This window comes from Rothia sp. 110740021-2, assembly GCF_054263775.1.
This window is the reverse complement of record NZ_JBSZFE010000001.1, coordinates 866,651-887,734: the sequence shown is the minus strand read 5'-3', so window position 1 is coordinate 887,734 and position 21,084 is coordinate 866,651. Positions and strand designations below refer to the sequence as shown.

At 59.8% G+C, this 21,084-nt stretch carries 12 protein-coding genes and 1 tRNA gene; 6 read left to right on the top strand and 7 right to left on the bottom strand.

Annotated features, from left to right (window positions below; translation table 11 throughout):
* Positions 1 to 92 precede the first annotated feature (92 nt).
* The gene (gene ffh / locus ACUXHH_RS03725; RefSeq protein ID WP_279740173.1) at positions 93 to 1,670 is read right to left on the bottom strand and encodes a signal recognition particle protein; all 1,578 of its coding nucleotides are present in this window, start codon (positions 1,668 to 1,670) and stop codon (positions 93 to 95) included.
* Between the two features lie 311 nt (positions 1,671 to 1,981).
* On the opposite strand from ffh, the gene ACUXHH_RS03720 reads away from it, so the two are divergent.
* A tRNA-Leu gene (locus ACUXHH_RS03720) sits at positions 1,982 to 2,061 on the top strand.
* Positions 2,062 to 2,290: 229 nt separating this feature from the next.
* Here ACUXHH_RS03720 and pyk read toward each other — a convergent pair.
* The gene (gene pyk, locus ACUXHH_RS03715) at positions 2,291 to 3,754 is read right to left on the bottom strand and encodes a pyruvate kinase (RefSeq protein WP_279740175.1); all 1,464 of its coding nucleotides are present in this window, start codon (positions 3,752 to 3,754) and stop codon (positions 2,291 to 2,293) included.
* Between the two features lie 516 nt (positions 3,755 to 4,270).
* Here pyk and ACUXHH_RS03710 point away from each other — a divergent pair.
* Both ACUXHH_RS03710 and ACUXHH_RS03705 read left to right on the top strand, forming a co-directional pair.
* Positions 4,271 to 4,843 (top strand): flavodoxin domain-containing protein, encoded by a 573-nt coding sequence (locus ACUXHH_RS03710; RefSeq protein ID WP_049354549.1) that lies wholly within the window; start codon positions 4,271 to 4,273, stop codon positions 4,841 to 4,843.
* A 349-nt stretch (positions 4,844 to 5,192) separates the two neighbouring features.
* A complete protein-coding gene (locus tag ACUXHH_RS03705) occupies positions 5,193 to 5,336 on the top strand; it encodes a hypothetical protein (RefSeq protein WP_279754150.1) in 144 nt (47 codons plus the stop codon).
* A 1,329-nt stretch (positions 5,337 to 6,665) separates the two neighbouring features.
* Here the strand turns inward: ACUXHH_RS03705 and adhP are convergent.
* The 5 genes from adhP to ACUXHH_RS03680 all read right to left on the bottom strand — a co-directional run bounded on the left by adhP (position 6,666) and on the right by ACUXHH_RS03680 (position 15,263).
* Positions 6,666 to 7,706 (bottom strand): alcohol dehydrogenase AdhP, encoded by a 1,041-nt coding sequence (gene adhP / locus ACUXHH_RS03700; protein WP_458390847.1) that lies wholly within the window; start codon positions 7,704 to 7,706, stop codon positions 6,666 to 6,668.
* Positions 7,707 to 8,460: 754 nt separating this feature from the next.
* Positions 8,461 to 9,465, bottom strand: coding sequence for a prolipoprotein diacylglyceryl transferase (gene lgt / locus ACUXHH_RS03695; protein WP_458390846.1), 1,005 nt, complete (start codon positions 9,463 to 9,465; stop codon positions 8,461 to 8,463).
* Entirely contained in the window at positions 9,465 to 10,319 is an 855-nt protein-coding gene (trpA, locus tag ACUXHH_RS03690) for a tryptophan synthase subunit alpha (protein ID WP_279740185.1), read from the bottom strand. The genes lgt and trpA overlap by 1 nt, the downstream gene beginning before the upstream one ends.
* Complete coding sequence (gene trpB, locus ACUXHH_RS03685; protein WP_279790173.1) at positions 10,319 to 11,653, bottom strand: tryptophan synthase subunit beta; 1,335 nt, start codon at positions 11,651 to 11,653, stop codon at positions 10,319 to 10,321. Before trpB ends, trpA begins: the two co-directional genes overlap by 1 nt.
* Positions 11,654 to 11,984: 331 nt before the next feature.
* The gene (locus ACUXHH_RS03680; RefSeq protein WP_458391028.1) at positions 11,985 to 15,263 is read right to left on the bottom strand and encodes a chromosome segregation SMC family protein; all 3,279 of its coding nucleotides are present in this window, start codon (positions 15,261 to 15,263) and stop codon (positions 11,985 to 11,987) included.
* Positions 15,264 to 15,581: 318 nt separating this feature from the next.
* Between ACUXHH_RS03680 and ACUXHH_RS03675 the strand changes: the two genes are divergently transcribed.
* The 3 genes from ACUXHH_RS03675 to ACUXHH_RS03665 all read left to right on the top strand — a co-directional run bounded on the left by ACUXHH_RS03675 (position 15,582) and on the right by ACUXHH_RS03665 (position 21,007).
* Positions 15,582 to 16,637 (top strand): 3-oxoacyl-ACP synthase III, encoded by a 1,056-nt coding sequence (locus ACUXHH_RS03675; RefSeq protein ID WP_371568369.1) that lies wholly within the window; start codon positions 15,582 to 15,584, stop codon positions 16,635 to 16,637.
* An 87-nt stretch (positions 16,638 to 16,724) separates the two neighbouring features.
* The gene (locus ACUXHH_RS03670; RefSeq protein ID WP_458390845.1) at positions 16,725 to 19,730 is read left to right on the top strand and encodes an alpha/beta fold hydrolase; all 3,006 of its coding nucleotides are present in this window, start codon (positions 16,725 to 16,727) and stop codon (positions 19,728 to 19,730) included.
* Positions 19,731 to 19,765: 35 nt separating this feature from the next.
* Positions 19,766 to 21,007, top strand: coding sequence for an NAD-dependent epimerase/dehydratase family protein (locus tag ACUXHH_RS03665; RefSeq protein ID WP_279740365.1), 1,242 nt, complete (start codon positions 19,766 to 19,768; stop codon positions 21,005 to 21,007).
* Positions 21,008 to 21,084: the final 77 nt, after the last annotated feature.

The following is a 21,084-nucleotide window of genomic DNA, read 5'->3' as shown; positions in this document are numbered from 1 at the left end:
CATATACCCAACCCGGGCACCATACCGGTACGGGTGCGCCCCGTCACCACGTGCGCACCCGTACCACCCCTTACCGGGGCTCATATTTGCTCTTACTGCAGGAACTTCTCGAAGCCCTTCGGCAAGTTCATGCTGGACAGATCCATCTCCTGGCTCTGAGCCTGCTGACCGAATGCAGCACCGGCGCGGGCCTGCTGTGCCTTAGCTGCTGCCGCCTCCTGAGCCGCACGCTTCTGCGGGTTGCCGGAGCGAGCCTTCTTCTTCTTGTTGTTCTTCGCGTTCTTACGAGCGCCACCGGCTGCAGCCGCCATACCGGGCATCTGCATACCACCGGGCATGCCGGGCATCTTGCCCGAAGCAAGCTTCTTCATCATCTTCTGAGCCTGAGCGAAACGCTCCATCAGCTGGTTCACCTCAGACACGGTTACACCCGCACCCTTAGCAATACGGGCACGGCGAGACCCGTTAATGATGCGCGGAGCCACACGCTCGTGCGGGGTCATGGAGCGAACAATCGCCTCCACGCGGTCAATTTCGCGCTCGTCAAAAGCCTCAAGCTGCTGACGCATCTGAGCCGCACCGGGCATCATCATAAGCAGTTTCTTCATGGAACCGAGCTTACGAATCTGCTGCATCTGAGCCAGGAAGTCCTCAAACGTGAAGTCCTCCTGATCGATGAACTTCTTCGCCATGCGGTCGGCTTCAGCCTTATCCCACTGAGCTTCAGCCTGCTCAATCAGAGTCAGGATGTCACCCATATCCAGGATGCGGCTTGCCATACGGTCCGGGTGGAACTGCTCGAAGTCAGTGACGTTCTCACCGGTGGACGCGAACATAATCGGCTTGCCGGTAACCGAAGCCACCGACAGTGCCGCACCACCGCGGGCATCACCATCAAGCTTAGAGAGGACCACGCCGGTGAAGTCCACCCCCTCGTTGAAGGCGTTAGCAGTGTTCACGGCGTCCTGACCAATCATCGCATCGATGACGAACAGAACTTCGTGCGGCTCAATAGCGTCACGGATATTACGTGCCTGCTGCATGAGCTCAGCGTCAACACCCAGACGACCCGCGGTATCGACGATGACCACATCGTGCAGCTTAGCGCGAGCCTCAGCTACGCCGTCACGCGCCACCTGCACGGGGTCGCCGGTGGGTACGTCAAACTCGCTGGTCACACCGGGGTGCGGCGCGTACACGGGCACGCCCGCGCGCTCGCCGACGACCTTCAGCTGAGTCACCGCGTTGGGGCGCTGCAGGTCGGATGCAATCAGCATCGGGGTGTGGCCCTGGCCCTTCAGCCAGTGAGCCAGTTTGCCAGCCAAGGTGGTCTTACCAGCACCCTGCAGACCCGCCAGCATAATGATGGTCGGGCCGCTCTTCGCCATGTTGATGCGGCGGGTAGAGCCGCCGAGAATATTCACCAGCTCCTCGTTCACAATCTTGACGATCTGCTGGGAGGGGTTCAGCGCCTCGGAAACTTCCGCACCGAGAGCGCGTTCCTTCACGTGGGCGGTGAATTCGCGGACCACGGGGACAGCGACGTCAGCGTCGAGCAGGGCGCGGCGGATTTCGCGGACGGTTGCATCAATGTCTGCCTCGGAGAGGCGGCCCTTGCCGCGCAGGTTCTTAAAAGTTGCCGTCAAGCGGTCTGAGAGAGAATTGAACACGAGCCGTGATCACTTTCTTAACGTTGAGGTGGCCCCCAGCCGCGAAGGCGAACGGGGATGGTTAGTCAGTCTTTAAGGATACAGGATGAGCGCTTTCTCCCCCGCCTCCACCTGTGGATAAGCTCCACCGGTTCACCCTCAGCTCAGGATTTAGACCGAGGGGCGCCTCTAGCCAAGGCATATCAGAAGCACGGCAAATACCTTCAACAGACGCTCCGCACCCCGTAGTACCCTCAACATGTCAGATGAATTAGATTTTCTAGGCAGCCTGGGTTAGAATTCTAAAGGTGTTACGCACTAGTGCGTGATACGCCCGAGTGGCGGAATTGGCAGACGCGCCTGACTCAAAATCAGGTTCTTCGGAGTGTGGGTTCGAGTCCCACCTCGGGCACTCATACTGAAGCGGCGGGAAAGTTTAAAACTTTCCCGCCGCTTTTTCTATACCTGTGCATGCCCATACCTTCGCATAGCCAGCCGAAGGTAAACACCCGTAAGCATAAGAAACCTCCGCCCAGCCATGATAGTTCACGACCGGGCGGAGATTTCTATACATCGGGCAGTATGTTCCGGGAACTAATCCGAGCTACCCCTCAAAAATTCACTCAGAAAGAGTTAGCGGCTTAGCGCTTGACCTCGTTCTCCTCGTAAGGACGCAGGTCCTCACGCTCCCCCTCAGCACCGGAGACGCGGTGTACCTGCACCATGTTGGTGGTACCTGCGTGGCCTGCAGGAGCACCAGCAGCAACGACGACCAGGTCGCCAGCTTCTGCCAGACCATTCTCAAGCAGGTACTCATCCACGTAGTGGAACATATCTTCCTGGTTGGTAATCATCTCAACCTGCTCAGCGTCAACACCCCACAGCATGGACAGGAAGGAGCGAACCTTCGAGCTGGTGGTGAACGCAACAATCGGAGTCTCGGGGCGCAGACGTGCCAGACGACGTGCCGAGTCACCGGACTGGGTGAAGGTTACGATGAGCTTTGCATCCAGCTGGTCTGCGATGTTCACTGCTGCACGGGTGATTGCACCACCGCGGGTTCGGGGCTTGCGGTCCAACTCAGGTACGCGGTACAGACCGTCCTTTTCGGTGTCCTTGACGATTGCAGCCATTGCCTGCAGGGTCAGAATCGGGTACTTACCGACCGAGGTCTCACCGGAGAGCATAACGGCGTCTGCACCGTCGAGGATTGCGTTAGCGCAGTCAGAAACCTCTGCACGGGTGGGAACGGGGTTGTCGGTCATGGACTCGAGCACCTGGGTTGCCACGATGACGGGCTTTGCCCAGCGGCGTGCCATGTCAATAGCCTTCTTCTGGACGAGGGGAACCTCAGAGAAGGGTAGCTCAACACCGAGGTCACCACGAGCGACCATAATGCCGTCGAACTTGTCAATGATGTCCTGCAGGTTCTCAACTGCCTGGGGCTTTTCAATCTTTGCGATAACGGGCACGCGGATGCCCTCTTCGTCCATGATCTTGTGGACGGGGTCAACGTCTGCACCGGTACGAACGAAAGAGAGTGCAATAATGTCTGCACCCATCTTCAGTGCGAAGCGCAGGTCGTCTGCGTCCTTCTCGGTCAGCGCGGGCAGGGAGACTGCTGCGCCGGGCAGGTTAATACCCTTGTTGTTAGAGATGGGGCCGCCGACAATCACGCGGGTGCGAACGGTGGTGGGGGTGACCTCAATTGCTTCGAGGCGAATCTTGCCGTCATCGAGCAGGAGCTTGTCACCGAGCTTTACGTCGCCGGGCAGGCCCTTGTAAGTGGTGCCGCAGATTTCTGCGGTACCTTCAACGTCTTCGGAGGTGATGGTAAAATCTGCACCGGGCTCAAGGTATTCCTTACCGTTGGCGAAACGCTCGAGGCGAATCTTGGGGCCCTGCAGGTCGGCGAGGATTGCAACATCCTTACCGAGCTTTGCGGATTCTTCACGGATAGTGTTGTAACGCCCCTGGTGCTCGGCGTGGTCACCGTGGCTCATGTTCAGACGGGCGACGTTCAGGCCAGCCTTGATTGCCTCGGAAATCTTCTCGGGGGATTCGATTGCCGGACCGATGGTTGCAACGATTTTTGCGCGCCTCATGTACCTAACCTTTGTGTATTGTTTTGCGTGACCTCTAGGGTTCACGCTGATTTTCCAGGGAAGACTAACGTCAAAATTCCCAACTATTCCCACGTGCTCTAACAGGTCACCACGTGCCAGATGCGTGGGGTTCCTTCTTAATTATAGGCGTTTTGGCTCTAGTTGGGTATGCCTCACCCAACTCTTTCCACTTGAAGAATAGTGTTTCACATCGCATTTTATTTACCCCTCCCCACTGGACACATCAGAGGGAGCCAACCGTCACCCCATTCACCCTCATTCCCCGGAAAGTAGATTAGGGTACTTTTTACTCATGCATAGCCCCTACTGCACAATATTTAGTTACATTCGAGAACGTTCGAGCATATTTCAAAAACATAGAGACACTCAGACTGGGCTATGAGAAAATAGATAGGGCATCCAAGAGCTAGGCGATTTCACATTTTCGCGCGCCTAGCCTATATTGGAACCCATAATTAGTATTTGAAATGCGAAATATATCTGGAAGGTTCACAGATGACTACTCGCGTGCTGATTATCTTCGGCTCCACCTACGGCTACACCGAACAGTACGCCACCTGGTTGGCAGAAGATTTGCGTGCACTCCCGCAGGCTCCCGAAGTTGAGACTGTCCCCGCCTCCAAGGTCACCCCCGAGCAGGCAGAGGCATTCGACGCTTTCGTAATTGCCGGCAGCGACTACGGTGGATTCCTCAACGGGGCACCGGCACTTCGCAAGAAGATTCTGCCGATTATTGCACCCAAGAAGAACCGCACCGCATTCTTCACCGTCTCTTTCACCGGTGAATACTCCAAGAAGCTGCTGGACAAGGCCGTCGCCAAGAGCTACACGCCTGAACTCACCGAAGGTCGCCCCGTCTACCACCTGCGTGGCGGTATCGACTTCGACAAGATTTCACTGGCTCATAAGACCGCACTGAAGGGCCCGGTACGCGCATGGCTCATGGCGAACCCGCACCCCAACGAAGGTATTCAGCAGATGCTCGAATGCTACAAGACCGGCAAGGCTGAGTACATCGACCGCGAGACTCTCAAGCCGCTGATTGAGGACATCGCGAAGTTCCTCTAAATCCTTCAGGATTCACTAGCTTTCGTTGACCCCCACCCGCCCCTCTCGGATAGGCACGGTAAGAAGCCGAGAGGTCGGGCGGGGCTCACCGAGATAAACGTGCCAACAGGCACCATAGCGTGGTCGATGACTCTTCATCTCTCCTGCATCGGCCATGTAACTCCGGATGCTGGATGCGAGGCCGCACCCCAACAGTAGCCGGACGCTGAGGGGGTGGGTCTTTGTGTGTGCGGCCCACCCCCCTTCCTTCATGCTCCAAGAGGTATTCCCTCAGGCCGATCACACCGCGCTAGACACCTCCGACAGACACCTCGACAGACAGTCGCCCGATAGTGCGGTCCGCACAGTAATGAACACACGAACCGGTGCCACCTCCCCCGCTTTTACCACAACTCTGAGCGGTATTTCCACAACCCGAAGCTCCGCACAGGGTCTGGCGGCTGGCCAGGGCCTGGCATCCGGTCAAGCGCTGGCGCAAGGCCGCTCCTTCTAGATTCCTTCCGGCGGAACCCTCGGCATGGACGTCTCCTCACACCAGCAGAACGTGAACTGGGTGAGTGCCTACGCCGTAGATTCCCGCTTTTGCCTACGCGAAAGCGACCGAGAGCACCTACTACACCAACCCCTACTTTGCTCAGCAGTACAACAGCTCGTCGCAGTTCGGCACTCTGCCGCTGCACCTGGCAAGCTACTCGACCGTGGTCGATGCAATTCCGGCGGGTGGGAGCAGCTACAGCATGTGGCAGTTCACCAACTCCGGTCCGTTAGTGGGTGACTCGAACTTTTTCCTCGGCACCGTGAATAATCTGAAGGCTCTGGCGAAGAACCCCAACGCGGTGCACCGCAACTGGGTGAACGGCCAGGACCGCGCAGCGTGGAATCTACCAAAGAGCGCGTCAGTTACTAAACAGCGTGGAATCTACTCAACGATAAAACGCACATATAAGAACGAGAGGCACCTGGCAGAGGTGCCCCTCGTTCTTTCGCTACGGGACGCATCTTTTGAACAACACAAAATCAAGATGTGCTCTGTAGCGGGTGGGTTACCGAGTGAGTAGAGAACTCGGTTATATTACCCGTGCCTGCAGATAAATTTATGTCGAGGCAGTGCGCCGCCGCAAAGCGTTGGTGCGGTATCGTCCAAGAATTTCGGATTAGTGTGGCGGACATAGTCCCCATTGACTATGTCCGTGGGGCCCACACTAATCTTTCTGAGACCTCTTCCGCAGGTATCTTAGAGGGGTGCCTGGCCGGAAGTAAGGACTCAATGGTGAATAACGGCACGGTACGAAGATGCTGAAATTCACCCGGGTATAACGTTCTGGGAGAAGGAATCTATATCTAGGAGGCCGAAACCTTCACACGTTACATCCCGATACATCAAGGGTATGCGCAGGGGCGTTCGAAACCTATCTTTTCGGCAAATATTACACTTCAACCAGTGATTAAATGTTTACAATGTAAGTATGTATTTTAAGGTCAATAGATGTCAAATAAGGTACTCTAATGAACTAATATGGTGGGAATTTTGAGATATTCTCCGATATTTTCAAAATAAATTCCCGTACATATTACGTTTATGAACATAGTACTCACAGAGATTTTCAGCCCCTTACGATAACGGCTCTCAAAAACCCGGCACTAAAACATCTAGCTAAAAACACTAGGACGCACCCCGCGTCGTATGCACGGCAGAAAGAGTACCCCTACTCCCCCGCCACGCGGGATGCGCCCTAGACGTTAAAACCATCGAAACTACCGGCAGGACCCCAGCCGAGTGAGACCTTGAAGCCCTACCGAGGACCTGGAATCATCCGCCAGCTTAGAGGCTGGTGAAGTCCAGAACCATACGGCCGGTAATCTTACCTGCCGCCATTTCCTCGAAGACAGCCGGTGCTTCGTCAACCTCACGCAGCTGAACCACCGGAACCACGATGCCGTCAGCACCGAACTGGAACGCCTCCGCCAGATCCTGACGGGTGCCCACCAGGGAGCCCACCACGCGGATGCCATCCAGAATAATCTTCACAATAGACAGCTCCATCATCTCCGAGGGCAGGCCAACAGCAACCACAGAACCGCCCGCACGAACCGACTCGACAGCCTGGTTGAACGCGACCTTCGACACTGCGGTCACCACAGCAGCGTGAGCGCCACCGCCGGTCAGCTCACGAATACGAGCCGGAACATCCTCAACCTTACGGCCGTTGATGACGTGGTCAGCGCCGGTCTCACGAGCCAGAGCCAACTTGTCATCGTTGATGTCAACAGCGATAACCTTAGCGCCGAAAACCTTCTTAGCGTACTGAACAGCCAGGTTACCCAGACCACCAGCACCGTAAGCAACCAGCCACTCGCCGGGGCGAACCAGCGACTCCTTAATCGCCTTGTAGGTGGTCACACCGGCGCAGGTAATCGAGCTTGCCTGCGCCGGGTCAAGACCCTCGGGAACCTTCACAGCGTAATCAGCGGTCACCAGGGTGTACTCGCTCATGCCGCCATCAACCGAGTAGCCTGCATTCTTCACCGAACGACACAGGGTCTCACGGCCCGAGGTGCAGTACCCACAGTGACCGCAGCCCTCGAAGAACCAAGCCACCGACACGCGGTCGCCTTCCTTCAGGGACTCAACACCCTCGCCAACCTTGACAACACGACCGATACCCTCGTGGCCCAGAATACGACCCGGAACCTCACCGAAATCGCCGGAAGCCACATGCAGGTCAGTGTGGCACACACCCGAGTACTCAATCTTCACAAGCGCCTGGCCGTGACCGACAGCCGGAACGGGAACCTCACGGACAACAACCGAACCGTCAACCTTCTCAGGGACGACAACAGCCTTCATGGTTTCCTTGCACATGACCTAAACTCCTTAGTCATTGGTGGCCGCGCTCAAGCCGCAATTTGCGCTGTACAACCTAACGGGGTGGGCGCGCGTATTCTTTACATTTCCACCGTAAAATGATGAGCCGCCAATCTAAAGGTTTACCCCCGAATATGACAGAGGGGTTACTTAGTGGTCGGCACGCGAGCGAGGATAAGCTTTCGATAAGGTCTATTCCTACCAATGCACTAAACCGCCAAAGGTTTATATGACGCTATGACGAAGTGACACAGAAGATGAGAATGCTTCCTAAACCAGAGGCCTGGGAAGCATTTAGAAAAAAATTTAAATATTAAGTTTGAGGCGCATACCACCCTAAAGAAAGGGTTCAATCTGCACCTATACAATCCCTACAGGCTCATAGCAGCCCATAGCCGCTCATAGCCGCCGTCTAGAAGCAGAAAGCAACCTCAATATAGCCTACACCGCCGCGCTCACCCGGACCATTCGGAGCGTTCAACGCCTAGCCCAGATCCATGATACGCACCGTAGAATCCATGAACGTACCACCGCTGCCAGCGCCACCGTCAGCCAGCTGCACCGGCAGTCGCAGTACTCACTAGCTTCTGGGTGCAAGTGCTCGAAAAATCAATCACCGAACCATCAGCAGTCGGCGGCGCGACAGGGCAGATGAAGCATCGGCAGGTACAGCAAACCCGCCGTGCGGAGTGCACCTCCACACGGCGGGTTCAATCAAGATGAAATTTAGACGAAAGCTAGAAGACGAAAGCTAGGAGCCCTTCCTCGAAGACTCAGAAGAGTCAGAATCCTCGGCGGACTCTACCCTCTCGGATGCCTTCTTCTCAGCATCCTCTGCAGACTCATCTGCGGCAGGCTTCGGAACGAACTCCGCAGGAGCTGGCTCAATACCCGCAGCAGCCTTCGCCGCCGCACGACGACCAGCCACCACAAAACCAGTAGCACCCAGCAGAACCAGCAGCAGAGCAGTCCACACGTGAATACGAACACCCCAGAGCATCTCCGAGGTATCAATACGCAGGAACATCTCAATGAAGAGGCGCCCTATACCGTAGTAGAGCACGTACAGCCACAGGGTCTGCCCCAGCTTCAGCACGCCCTTACGGCCCAGCCACAGCAACAAAGCCACACCCAGCAGGTTCCACAACGACTCATACAGAAATGTCGGATGGAACAGCGTACCCGCCGGATACTGGGGCGGGAAATTACTGCTCGACGCGCTAATCTCCAAGCCCCACGGCAGAGTCGTCGGCTTGCCGAACAGTTCCTGGTTGAACCAGTTACCCCAGCGGCCAAACGCCTGAGCCAGCAGAATACCCGGCGCTACCGCATCCGCAAAAGCCGGGAAATTAATCCCGTAGCGGCGGCAACCATACCAAGCACCCAATGCGCCAACCGACACGGCACCCATGATGCCGATGCCGCCCTCCCAAATCTTCAGGAAAGCCCACGGATCAGCAACATTCGGACCGAAATAGCTACCCGGGTCAGTAATCAGCACGTGGTAGGCGCGAGCACCAATAATGCCCGCCGGAATAGCCCACATCGCCACGTCAAAAACGCGTTCAGGGGTGCCACCCGCCGCCTTCCAACGGCGAGCGCCCAGCCACAAGCACACCGCCATACCCGCAAGAATACACAGGGCATAGAAATGCACACGGAACGGGCCCAGCTGCAGGTACGAAACGCTCGGGGAGGGAATCGAAGCCAGCACGTTAGCTACCGGCACGCTCGCCAGAGAGAGTACATCAGACATTAGCCTTCACACCCCGCCAGCTCACGGGTCAGCTTAGCCACCGCATCAACACCGCCAGAAGCCAAAGCCTTCACCAGTGCGGTACCGACAATCACGCCGTCCGCATACGCACCAATCTCCTCGACGTGAGCGCGAGTCGAAACACCCAGGCCCACGCACGCACGAGGCGCACCGGCAGCCTTAATGTCTGCAACCAGGGTACGAGCCGCCTCCGACACGGAGGTGCGGGCACCAGTCACACCCATCACCGACACGGCGTATACGAAGCCGCTCGACGCCTTCGCAATAGTCGCCAGACGCTCCGGCGAAGAAGAAAGAGCCGCCAAGAATATACGATCCAGACCGTACTCGTCAGAAGCCTCAAACCACGCCGACGCCTCATCAGGCACCAAATCCGGGGTGATCATACCCGCGCCACCGGCAGCTACCAAATCACGCGCAAAATTCTTCACACCGTACGCCAGAACCGGGTTCCAGTAAGTCATCACTACAACCACCGCGTCGGTCGCCTCGGTAATACGGCGGACCGCCTCAAACAGATGAGGAAGCTTGAAACCGTTCTCCAGCGCCACGCCAGTCGCCTTCTGAATCACCGGGCCATCCATGACCGGATCAGAATAAGGCACGCCCAGCTCAATAATGTCCGCGCCGTTATTGCCCAAAGCAATCGCCGCGTCAATCGACTCATCCAGGGTCGGGAAGCCCACCGGCAGGTAGCCAATCAGCGCCGCGCGGCCCTGCTTCTCACACTCAGTCAGACGAGCTGCCAGCGGCGAATCGGGGTTAGAAGTCGGGAACGTACCGTCCAACACCTCAAAGGGGGCAGCATGCGAAATAGCGTCCTGGTAGCTCATTACTTAGCCTCACTTTCAGCCTGTGCGTTCTGTGCAGTGGATGCGGCAGCTTCCTTATTACCGGTCATCAGGGTTGAAGAGGGAATCGCCTTACCCAGGCCGAACCACTTCAGGGCGGTCTCCATGTCCTTATCGCCACGACCGGACAGGCAGACAATCATCGTCTTCTCGCGTGCGGCTTCCGGGTCCTCCGCAGCCCAACGCTGGCACACGCGCAGCGCGCCCGCCAGAGCGTGCGAGGATTCAATCGCCGGGATAATACCCTCAGTACGGCACAGCAGGCTCAGGGCATCCATCGCCTCGGTGTCAGTCACCGGCTCGTAGGTCACGCGACCAATATCAGACAGGTAAGAGTGTTCCGGACCCACACCAGGGTAATCCAAACCAGCCGAAATCGAGTGGGACTCAATAGTCTGACCGTCTTCATCCTGCATCAGGTAGGTCATCGCGCCGTGCAGCATGCCCGGGCGTCCCAGAGTAATAGTCGCCGCGTGACGGCCCGTCTCCACGCCGTCGCCACCAGCCTCAAAACCGTAAATCTCAACCGACGAATCGTCCAAGAACGCGTGGAACAGGCCAATCGCGTTCGAACCGCCACCCACGCAGGCAGCAATACCATCGGGCAGGCGGCCGGTCTCAACCAGAATCTGCTCGCGCGCCTCCTCACCGATAGCGTCGTGGAAGAAACGCACCATCGCCGGGAACGGATGCGCACCAGCAGCAGTACCCAGCAGATAGTGGGTGTTCTCAACGTTCGAAACCCAATCGCGCAGCGCCTCATTAATGGCATCCTTGAGAGTGCGGGAACCGTTCTGAACCGCAATCACCTTCGCACCCAGTAGCTGCATACGGGCCACATTCAGCGACTGACGCTCAGTATCTTCCTCACCCATGTAGACCACGCACTCCATGCCGAAGAGCGCAGCCGCAGTAGCAGTCGCAACACCGTGCTGACCCGCGCCAGTCTCCGCAATCAGACGGGTCTTACCCATACGCTTAGCCAGCAGAGCCTGACCCAGCACGTTATTAATCTTATGGCTACCGGTGTGGTTCAGGTCCTCACGCTTGAGGAACACACGCGCACCAGCATGCTCAGAGAACTTCGGAACCTCCGTCAGCAGCGACGGACGGTTCGAATACTCAGCAGAAAGACGCTGGAACTCAGCAATAAACTCGGGGTCGTTCTTCGCCTCGTTAAAGGTCGCCTCCAGCTCATCCATGGCGGCAATCAGCGACTCGGGCATCCACCGCCCGCCGTACTCACCAAAATAGGGGCCGGGGGCATTCTTCAACGACTTACCGTTGAGGAAAGCATCTGCCAGGTTTTCGCTCATCACTATTCCTTCCCTGGATGGTTACCGCCGGATGCGCGCCGCCGGTAGGGCGGGGCATCAGGCCTAATCACAGCGAAACACCACGCAGCCGCGGGTAGGGCGGGGCGACGTTCGCATATATCCCCCTATAGTACCCGGGCGCAGGCGGTGAACAGTACCCTGGGGTGCACATGACCACCCCTAGGACATGTGACATTCGCCGGGGTGGGTGCGCTCAAGGGTATGTGAGGCTCACCTGGGAAGATTTCAACGCTACGCAAGCGAGGGTAGGCAGGGGTGTGCGGCAAGAGCGCACAGGTTAAGGGGTGCATAGTTTGAGGGGCGCGTCGAGCTACAGCAGCTCGCGCAGCTCCTCCATCTGCTGAGAAAGCACCGTCGATACGCCACCGCGCATCGATACCCCGTACAGGGTCTCCGCAATCTGCATCGTGCGCTTCTGATGCGTAATCACAATCAGCTGCGAACGCTCCCCCAACTCCCCAACCACCTGCAGCAGGCGCGACAGGTTGCGGTCATCCAGCGCCGCCTCAACCTCATCGAGGGCGTAGAACGGCGAAGGGCGAGACATATAAATCGCAATTAACAGCGCCAGCGAAGCGAGCGAACGCTCACCGCCAGACAGCAGCGACAGGCGCTTAACCTTTTTACCCGCCGGGCGCGCGTGAATCTCCACACCCGAATTCAACGGATCGGACGGATCGTCCAGCTCCAGGTGGCCCTCGCCTCCCGGGAATAGGGTCTCAAAGATACGGCGGTAGTGGGTATTAATGTCCTCCATCGCGGCGGTGAACACATCCGCAATGTGGCTGCTGACCTCATCCATGACCGTGTTCAGGTCACGGCGGGTAGCCTTCAAATCCTCAATCTGCTGGTTCAGGTAGGCGTGGCGTTCAGACAACGCCTCATACTCCTCCAGCGCCAGCGGGTTAATGGCACCCAGCGCCTCCAATTCAGCGCGGGTTGCCTTGAGGCGAGCGCGGACGCTCTCGGTGGAGGCTTCGGTAGTCTCTGATGCCGTTCCGGTAGCAGTGTTTTCGGAATCCGCGTTTTTGGACATCTCCTGAACGGGCGCGTCAACCGGCAGCTGCTCGGAGTACTCCTCCTCCAGCTGCTCCAGGGTCAAACCGGTCACCAGGCGGGCACGCTCAGCCAGAGCCTGCACACGCTCCTGCACGCGCGCCGCCTCCGTCTGGGTGCGCGCCAGCAGGGTCAGCGCCGCCGCGTGTGCCCCTTGCAAATCCTGCACCTCGTCATTGGTGCTGGTCAAGCCCTCCTGGGCGTTCTTCAAGTCGGTGCTCAACTCGTGCAGCTGCTGCTCACGCTCGCTCACCTGCTCGGCAAGCACCTCACTCAGACGCTGGGCGCGGCACTCAATTGTCGCCGCGGGAGCCTGCTCCCCCGTGCCCGCCAGGTAGGAATCCTCGCGGGTGCGCACCGACTCGTAGGCGGTACGCGCCTGCGCCACGGATTCCTCTGCGGCGGTAAGGCGCTCGTTCAGGCGGGCGCGCTCGTTCTGAATGTTCTGCGCGGATGCTTCCAGGGACTCTGCCTGGGCGCGGGCACGCGCATGCTCAGCACTCGCCACGCCCGCTGCCTTCGCAGCCTCGCGTTCTACTTCAACCGCTGCCTCTGCCGCGGCCTGAGCCTTCTGAACGGTCTGCTCGGTTTCATCCAGTTCGGCGCGGGTGTGGGTCACGACCTGGGATGCAGCGCGGTATGCGGCGGCAAGTTCCAGGGGGCTGGCGCCCTCAGCTGGGTAGAGCAGGCTGTAGCGGGTGTGCTCGGTGCCTGCGGGGTCAAAAATACGCCAGATAGTGCGCTGACCTGCGCTCTCTGCGAGCAGATGCAGGGCGTACTCTGCGGAGGCGGCATCCGGCGCAAACAGCACGCCCACCAGGCGCTCGCCCAGCGCCGCGGTGATGCGAGTGAGGGTATGCTTGTCGATGCCTGCGAGCGCGGCGGCGTCTTCACTGAGCGGCTTAATCATCTCGGTTGCGGGGCGGATACCCAGCTCACGCAGCTCAGCGGCGCAGGATTCGGGCAGTTCTGTTGAAAGTTCCTTCGCGGCAGATTCGCCGCTTTCTTCACCCTTATTACCGCGCAGCTGCGATACCTCGGCGCCCTCAACCGGCACGCTCAACGCCGCGGTTGCCAGCGAGGTCAGTGCCGCAGATGCCGCGCGCGCATACTCGGGGTTAATCTGCACGGCATCCAGCACACGCAGCAGGCTCGCGCCCTCGCTCGCAGAATCCATGAGCTCACCAGTCTCAGGGTCGAACAACGCCTCGGCAGATTCAGTGCCCAGCTCGGCGGGTACTTCCCCCAGGCTCTGACCCAGCGCCTCACGCAGAGTTGCTGCACGCTCAGCCGCCGCCGCGTAGGCGCGGGTCGCCTCCAGCGCAGCGGCGCGGGCGGTATCGAGCTGAGCCTGCGCGCGGGACCGAGACTGCGCCGCCTCACCCGAGGCACGCTCAGTCTGCGCCACCTCAGATGCCGCCTTCTCAACGTTCTTCAGCGCCGCATCGTAGCGTTCTTCAAAGCTGGCGTAGCTTTCCACCGCGCGCTCTGCCTCTTCGCGGCGCTCCTCCAGCAGTTCCAGGGTACGTTCGTATCCGGCGCGGGCGGCGGCGGTTGCCTTGGTCAGCTCCACGCGGTAGGTGCGCACACGTTCGGCGGCGATGGACTGCACGGTGCGCACGCGCGCGGCGGACTCGCGCAGGGTCGACACGGCCTTCTGGCAGGCGGTGACCTCGGCGTTCAGACGGTTCTGCTCCTGCTGATGCTTCGCGGATGCGGCACGCGCCGCCTCCAGCTGTTCTTTCAGGGTTTCGGCGCGACGGGTACCTTCAGACTCGGAGGCGAGAGCCTGCGCTTGCTCAGCCTGCAGAACACCCAACTGACGAGCCAAAAGTACCACCTCCAGCTGGCGGATGCGCGCCTGCAGCTGACGCGCGGTCGCGGCGGATTCCGCCTGCTCGCTCAGCGGCTGCAGCTGCGAATCCAGCTCGGCCACCAGGTCGCTCAGGCGGGTAACGTTCGATGCCACAGACTCCAGCTTGCGGCTGGTCTTCTCCTGGCGGCGGCGGTACTTGACCACGCCTGCCGCCTGCTCAATCATGTCGCGGCGCTGCTGGGCGGTAGCGTGCAGAACCGCATCCAGCTGCCCCTGCCCGACGAGCACGTGCATCTGCTGACCCAGACCCGCCTCCGAGAGCAGGTCCTGAATATCGGCAAGACGCGCCGGGGAACCGTTAATCTCGTACTCGCTGCCACCTGAGCGGAACATGGTGCGCGAAATCTGCACCCGGTCAGCGGGAATGCTGAGGGTGCCGTCGGAATTATCGAAAGTCAGGGTGACTTTGGCCCGACCCAGGGGCGCACGCTGGGCCCCGTCGCCCGAACCAGCCTCGCCGGAGCCCGCGAAAATGACGTCCTTCATGCTGCCACCACGTAGGCTCTTAGCGCCCTGCTCTCCCATCACCCAGGCGAGCGCGTCCAACACATTGGACTTACCGGAGCCGTTGGGTCCGACCACCGCGTTAATGCCGGAGGTAAACTCAAAAGTGGTGGCGGAGGCGAAAGACTTGAACCCGCGCAGGGTCAGCGACATCAGGTGCACAAGGGGCCTTTCTGCAAAAGAACTGGTGTGTGCCAGGCACGTTTTGTGGTGCCTGGCGGCATCCCTCTAGTGTACGCGGTGCGGCGGGCTGGCGGCGTTAGCGTGCACCGGGTGATGGGGAGTCAAAGTTCGTCATTGTGCATCATCTTACGCGCGGGGTGAACGGGGGCGTCCATATTGGGTCTACGGATACGGGTCCGCTCGACCGGTGCGGTATGTTGGAATGAGCATCGCGAATTCTGCGGGAACGCAGTGCGTATCCCCGCCGTCTTTGTATACCACTGACATCTATTTTCAAGGGCCACACCATTGTTGAATGCACCCGCCGAGAAGGTCGGCACGAACTCTGACATTCGTCACGCTAATGCAGCTCTGCTGTCCATTACTCATGAGCTGCCTCCGGAGGTCGTCACAAGCGACTACTTCGATGAGCAGCTGGCCCAAACCTATCAGCGTCTGCGCATGCCGAAGGGCCTGCTGGAGCGTCTTGCAGGTATTAGCACTCGCCGCGGCTGGACCGAGGGCCAGACCTTCGAGGACGGCGTGGTTGCCGCAGCCGAGAAGGCTATTGCGGAGGCGGGTATTGACCGTTCCCAGATTGGCCTGCTGATTAACGCTTCGGTGACTCGCGATAACTTTGAGCCCGCCGTTTCGGTGGGTGTGCATGACCGCTTGGAGCTGCCGCGTCACGCCCTGAACTTCGATATTACGAACGCCTGCCTGGGCTTTGTGAACGCGATGACTGTTGCCTCCACCATGATTGATGCGGGTGCTATCGACTACGCCCTGATTGTCGCTGGCGAGGATCCCTCCCCGTGGCACCGTACCGCGGTGCGCATTCTGAACAACCCTGATTCGACCCGCGAGGATGTGCTGGCACAGTTCGCGACCCTGACCCTCGGTTCGGGCGCGGCGGCGGCTGTGATCGGTCGCGCTGACCGCCACCCGGAGGGTCACCGCATTGTCGGTTCGGTATCCCGTGCGGGCACTGAGCACCGTAACCTGTGCATCGGTGGCGAAGCGGATCAGGGCATGAACACTGATGCTGAGGGCCTGCTCAAGCACGGTCTGGAGCTGGTGGCGCAGGCCTGGGAGCAAGCGCATCAGGACGGCTGGGAGTGGAACGACATGACCTCCTACGTGACCCACCAGATTTCTAACGCCCACACGAACGCGATTATTGAGGCGGTCGGTATTGAGCGTGAGCGCATCCCCATGACCTTCCCGAAGTGGGGCAATGTGGCTGCGGCAGCTCTGCCGATGACTCTTGCGGAGTGCGCCCCGACCTACAAGGGGGGCGACCGTATTTTGTGCATGGGTGTGGGTTCTGGTCTGAACACTGCCCTACTTGAAATTCAGTGGTAGCCCGTTAGTCGGCAACCTTTAGCCGGCAGCCCCTTAACCTTTGTGCGGTAGACATTTACCGATTCGATCCGGAAGGATTCCCCCAGCATGCGCCATTTGAACTTCCCTAAGGCTCAGCCTCCCTACAACCCGGAGGAATGGGCGGGCGTGAACCCGCGCTACTCCCACCTTCTGGAGGTGCCCACCACCGCTCCCATTGAGCAGCGGGCGCAGCAGGCTGGTGCGCGCCGCTGGCACTACCTAGATAACCTTCCGGTGCTGGTCGAGCAGGGTTTGGAGCCGATTGGCACAATCCTCTGTGTGCACGGGAACCCGACCTGGTCGTACCTGTGGCGTACCGTGCTGGATGCGGGTGTGAATGAGCGCGCTCCGTGGCGTGTGGTTGCGGTTGATCAGATTGATATGGGTTATTCGGAGCGAACCCACCTGGATTTGGAGGGTGAGCGCCGTACCCTGACCGACCGTATCACTGATCTGGGTGACTTTACGAAGGCGCTGGGTCTGGATGAGACCAACAAGCCGGTCGTGATTCTCGCCCATGATTGGGGTGGGCTGGTGTCCTTTGGTTGGGCGCTGGAGCATCGTGAGATTCTTTCGGGCGTGATGCTGACGAACACCGCGGTCTACCATGACGGCATTGAGAATATCCCTGCCGCCCTACGTCTGGCGTTGGGTGTGCACGAGTGGGGTACTCACGATTCGACCGCGTTTATTGATGTGACTTTGGGCTTGGCTCAGAATGAGGGCCGCCTGCCTGTGCCGGGTTCTGCCGGTGCCGGGGCGCTTGATGGTGCTCTACCGCAGCCGGTAGGTAAGCAGCCTAAGCGCCTGTACCCGAGCCCTCTGAACGAGGCGATATACCGTACATACCGTGCGCCGTACGCTCATTCGGCGTGGCGTGAGGGTGTGCGTAATTTTGTGGGTGATATTCCGACCGGTACTGATATCCCCTCCTATGCTCCGATGCAGCATATTGCCGAGCAGATCCGTGAGCTGGATGTGCCCGCGTTCTTCCAGTGGGGGACGAAGGACCCGGTGTTCCAGCGCCGCTACCTGTTCGATCTGATGGAGCGCATGCCGCAGGCGAAGGTGCACCGTTACGAGAAGGCGTCGCACCTGGTCATTGAGGATTACGATATTGCCACCCCCATGATTTCGTGGCTTGCGCAAACCTTTGGCACGCTGGAGGATGGCGTATTGGTTCCGGCGCGTAATGCGGAGGCGGAGCATCGTGCCGCACGCGCACGCCGCCACGGCCTTACGACCGGCGAGGGCGCTGCCGCTGAGGAATCTGGGGGTACTGTTCCCGCGGCGTTCCGCCCCATGCTCGCCGCTCTCACCGAACGCGCCGACGATGCCTCCATCGCCGTGGTGGATATGGACCCCAAGGGTGACGGCACCTCCGTGTCTGTGACCCTGACCTGGGCTGAACTGAACCAGCAGGTCAACGCCACCGCTACCCGCCTGCACGCCCTAGGTGTGCGTCCGGGCGACCGCGTGAACCTGATGGTGCCTCCGGGTGCCCGCCTGACCACTCTGATTTACGCTTGCATGAAGCTGGGCGCTGTCATTGTGGTGGCTGATACCGGTCTGGGTCTGCCGGGTCTGACTCGCGCGTTGAAGGGTGCTAACCCGAGCTTCCTGGTGGGTATTCCCGCTGCGCTCAGTGCTGCACGTACGCTGCTATGGCCGGGTGTGCGTATTTCTGTGGATCCGCTGGGTCCGGTGCAAGAGAAGCTACTAGGCGTTGCCGGTTCGGTATTTACCGCGCCCGCCGCTGACGGTACTCCGGGTGCGCCAGTGCCCACCCCGACCGTGGTGGAGTTCCCCTCCCCCGTGCCGGATGCTGATGCAGCGGTGCTGTACACCTCCGGTTCGACCGGCCCGGCTAAGGGCGTGGTGTACACGCAGCGTCAGCTGGCGGGTATGCGTGATGCCATTGCGAATACGTACGGTTTTGCGCCCGGTAGCGGTCTGGTGGCTGGCTTCGCGCCTTTTGCTCTGTTGGGCCCGGCGCTGGGTGCTACCAGCGTGACTCCTACGATGGATGTGACCCGCCCGAAGACTCTGACGGCTTCTGCACTGGCGTCGGCTGCGGCGGCTATTGATGCGACGGTCGTGTTCGCTTCCCCTGCCGCTCTGGTGAATGTTGTGGCAACCGCCGATGAGCTGAACGGGGAGCAGCGTGCGGCATTGGCTAAGGTTCAGACCGTGCTGAGTGCTGGCGCACCAATTCCCGTGCCGCTGCTGGAGGCGCTCTTCGCCCTGGTGCCGAACGCTTCCCTGCACACCCCGTACGGCATGACCGAGGGCCTGCCGGTGACCGATGTGTCTTTCGAGATGATTCGCCAGGCGATTGCTGAGGGCACCCCGAATGCTGCCGGTGAGGTGCTTGACCCGTTCGCCGGTGACGGCGTATGCGTTGGGTTTGCGGTGTACGGTGCGGCGGTCGCTATTGCGCCGCTGCTGCAGGACGGTTCGGTGGCGGATGAGCTGACCCATGAGCCGGGTGTGACCGGTGAGATTCTGGTGTCGGCACCGCATGTGAAGGACCGCTACGACACCCTGTGGGTGACTGAGGAGCAGTCCATTAGCACTCCGGGTTGGCATCATACCGGTGACGTTGGACACCTGGACGCTTCGGGTCGCCTGTGGGTTGAAGGCCGTCTCGCGCACGTACTGCTGACTTCGCAGGGTGTACTGACCCCGGTTGCGGCTGAGCAGTCCGCCGAGTCCCTGCCGGAGGTGCGCCGCGCCGCCCTGGTTGCAGTGGGCCCTGCCGGTACTGCCGCCCCGGTGCTGGTCATTGAGGCTTCGGCGAATACTGCCGTTTTGGAGGCACGCCAGTCGGCATCGGGTCTCAAGCGTGCCCTGCTCAATCGCGTGCCTGGCACCAACCGCTTCCCCATTGCAGAGGGTGTGGCTCCCTTCGAGCTGTCGCAGCTGGTGCGTCAGAAGGTTGCCGAGGATACCGGTGTGGAGCTTGCCGCGGTGCTGGTGGTGCACGAGCATCCGACCGATATTCGCCATAATTCGAAGATTGACCGCCCCGCCCTGGGTGAGTGGGCGTCGAAGGTTCTTGCGGGGGCGTAAGCGCCTGCCGGATCCCCCTAAGTCTAAGGAGTATGATGTCCCCTCATTCTTCGCGTGAGTCCTCTTCCCATGAGTCTGTACCCCGCTTATCTGAACCGCGCCTGTCGACCTCGCATGCGGTGACTTCCCCGACGGCTCGGTTCCGTAAGCCGGCGCAGCCGCTGGCGGCACGCTACACTGATCCCGCCCCGCGTTCGCTACGCCCAATTGAGGAGCCTGATTTTGCGCCGCGTATTGGCGAGCGCATCCTCTTTACCGGTGCGAGCGGCCTGCTAGGTCGTGAGAGTGTGTTGGCGTTGTTGCGTGCCGGCTATGATGTGCGCGTTTTTCAGCGTGGTGATTCGGGTATTGCGGCTCTGTTGCCCGATTCGGTGCGCCCGCGTTTTGAGCAGGTGCGCGGCGATATTACGAACGCGCAGGCTGTGGATCTGGCGATGACCGGTATGAACGGCGTGGTGCATGCTGCGGCGAAGGTTTCGGTCAGCGGCGAGTGGTCTGATTATGAGCGCATCAACATTGAGGGAACCCGCACCCTGTTGCAGGCGGCACTGAACCATTCGGTGGGTTCGTTCCTGTATATTTCCTCGCCGTCGGTGGCTCATGCCGGTGCGGCAATCGTGGGTGATGGTGCCGGCGTAGCGTCCCCGGAGCATGCGCGCGGTAACTATGCGCGTTCAAAGGCTGCCGCTGAGCTGCTGGCGTTGGAGGCGAACGGCACTGCCCTGCCCGACGGCGGGGTGTTGCGCGTGGGTGCGTTGCGTCCTCACCTGATGTGGGGTCCGGGCGACACCCAGCTGGTGGAGCGTATTCTGGAGCGTTCCGCCGCGGGCCGCCTGCCGTTGCTCTCTGGCGGTACGGGGCTGATTGATACGCTCTACATTGATAACGCCGCGGATGCGCTGGTGCATGGCTATCAGCGCATCGACGCTTTTGCGGGTCGGGCGCTGGTGGTGACGAACGGTCAGCCGCGCACTATCGCTGAGCTACTGGGTGGTTTCTGTGAGGCGGTCGGCGTTCCCGCTCCGCGTTTCTCGGTTCCAGCGAAGGTTGCGGCTCTGGCGGGTAAGGTTATTGAGCGTGTGTGGGAGCGTCTGCCGAAGAACGTGACCGCCGGTGATGAGCCGCCGATGACGGAGTTCCTTGCGGAGCAGCTGTCGACCGCGCACTGGTTTGATCAGCGCCGCACCCGCGAGCTTCTGCATTGGGAGCCCGCCGTGTCGATTGAGGAAGGCTATGAGCGTCTGGGCTTATTCTACGGCAACAAGTACAGCCGCTAAGTGCTTCTTTTCGGGGTGGCTTTCGGGTTGGCTCCCCCACTCTCGGTTTAAATGAATGAGGTTTAAGCGAATGACGG

Excerpts from the sequence above, each read along its gene's own strand:
- pyk (WP_279740175.1), bottom strand. The coding sequence starts at position 3,754 with ATGAGGCGCGCAAAAATCGTTGCAACCATCGGTCCGGCAATCGAATCC.
- ACUXHH_RS03710 (WP_049354549.1), top strand. The coding sequence starts at position 4,271 with ATGACTACTCGCGTGCTGATTATCTTCGGCTCCACCTACGGCTACACC.
- ACUXHH_RS03705 (WP_279754150.1), top strand. The coding sequence starts at position 5,193 with ATGAACACACGAACCGGTGCCACCTCCCCCGCTTTTACCACAACTCTG.
- adhP (WP_458390847.1), bottom strand. The coding sequence starts at position 7,706 with ATGTGCAAGGAAACCATGAAGGCTGTTGTCGTCCCTGAGAAGGTTGAC.
- lgt (WP_458390846.1), bottom strand. The coding sequence starts at position 9,465 with ATGTCTGATGTACTCTCTCTGGCGAGCGTGCCGGTAGCTAACGTGCTG.
- trpA (WP_279740185.1), bottom strand. The coding sequence starts at position 10,319 with ATGAGCTACCAGGACGCTATTTCGCATGCTGCCCCCTTTGAGGTGTTG.
- trpB (WP_279790173.1), bottom strand. The coding sequence starts at position 11,653 with ATGAGCGAAAACCTGGCAGATGCTTTCCTCAACGGTAAGTCGTTGAAG.
- ACUXHH_RS03680 (WP_458391028.1), bottom strand. The coding sequence starts at position 15,263 with ATGTCGCTGACCCTGCGCGGGTTCAAGTCTTTCGCCTCCGCCACCACT.
- ACUXHH_RS03670 (WP_458390845.1), top strand. The coding sequence starts at position 16,725 with ATGCGCCATTTGAACTTCCCTAAGGCTCAGCCTCCCTACAACCCGGAG.
- ACUXHH_RS03665 (WP_279740365.1), top strand. The coding sequence starts at position 19,766 with ATGTCCCCTCATTCTTCGCGTGAGTCCTCTTCCCATGAGTCTGTACCC.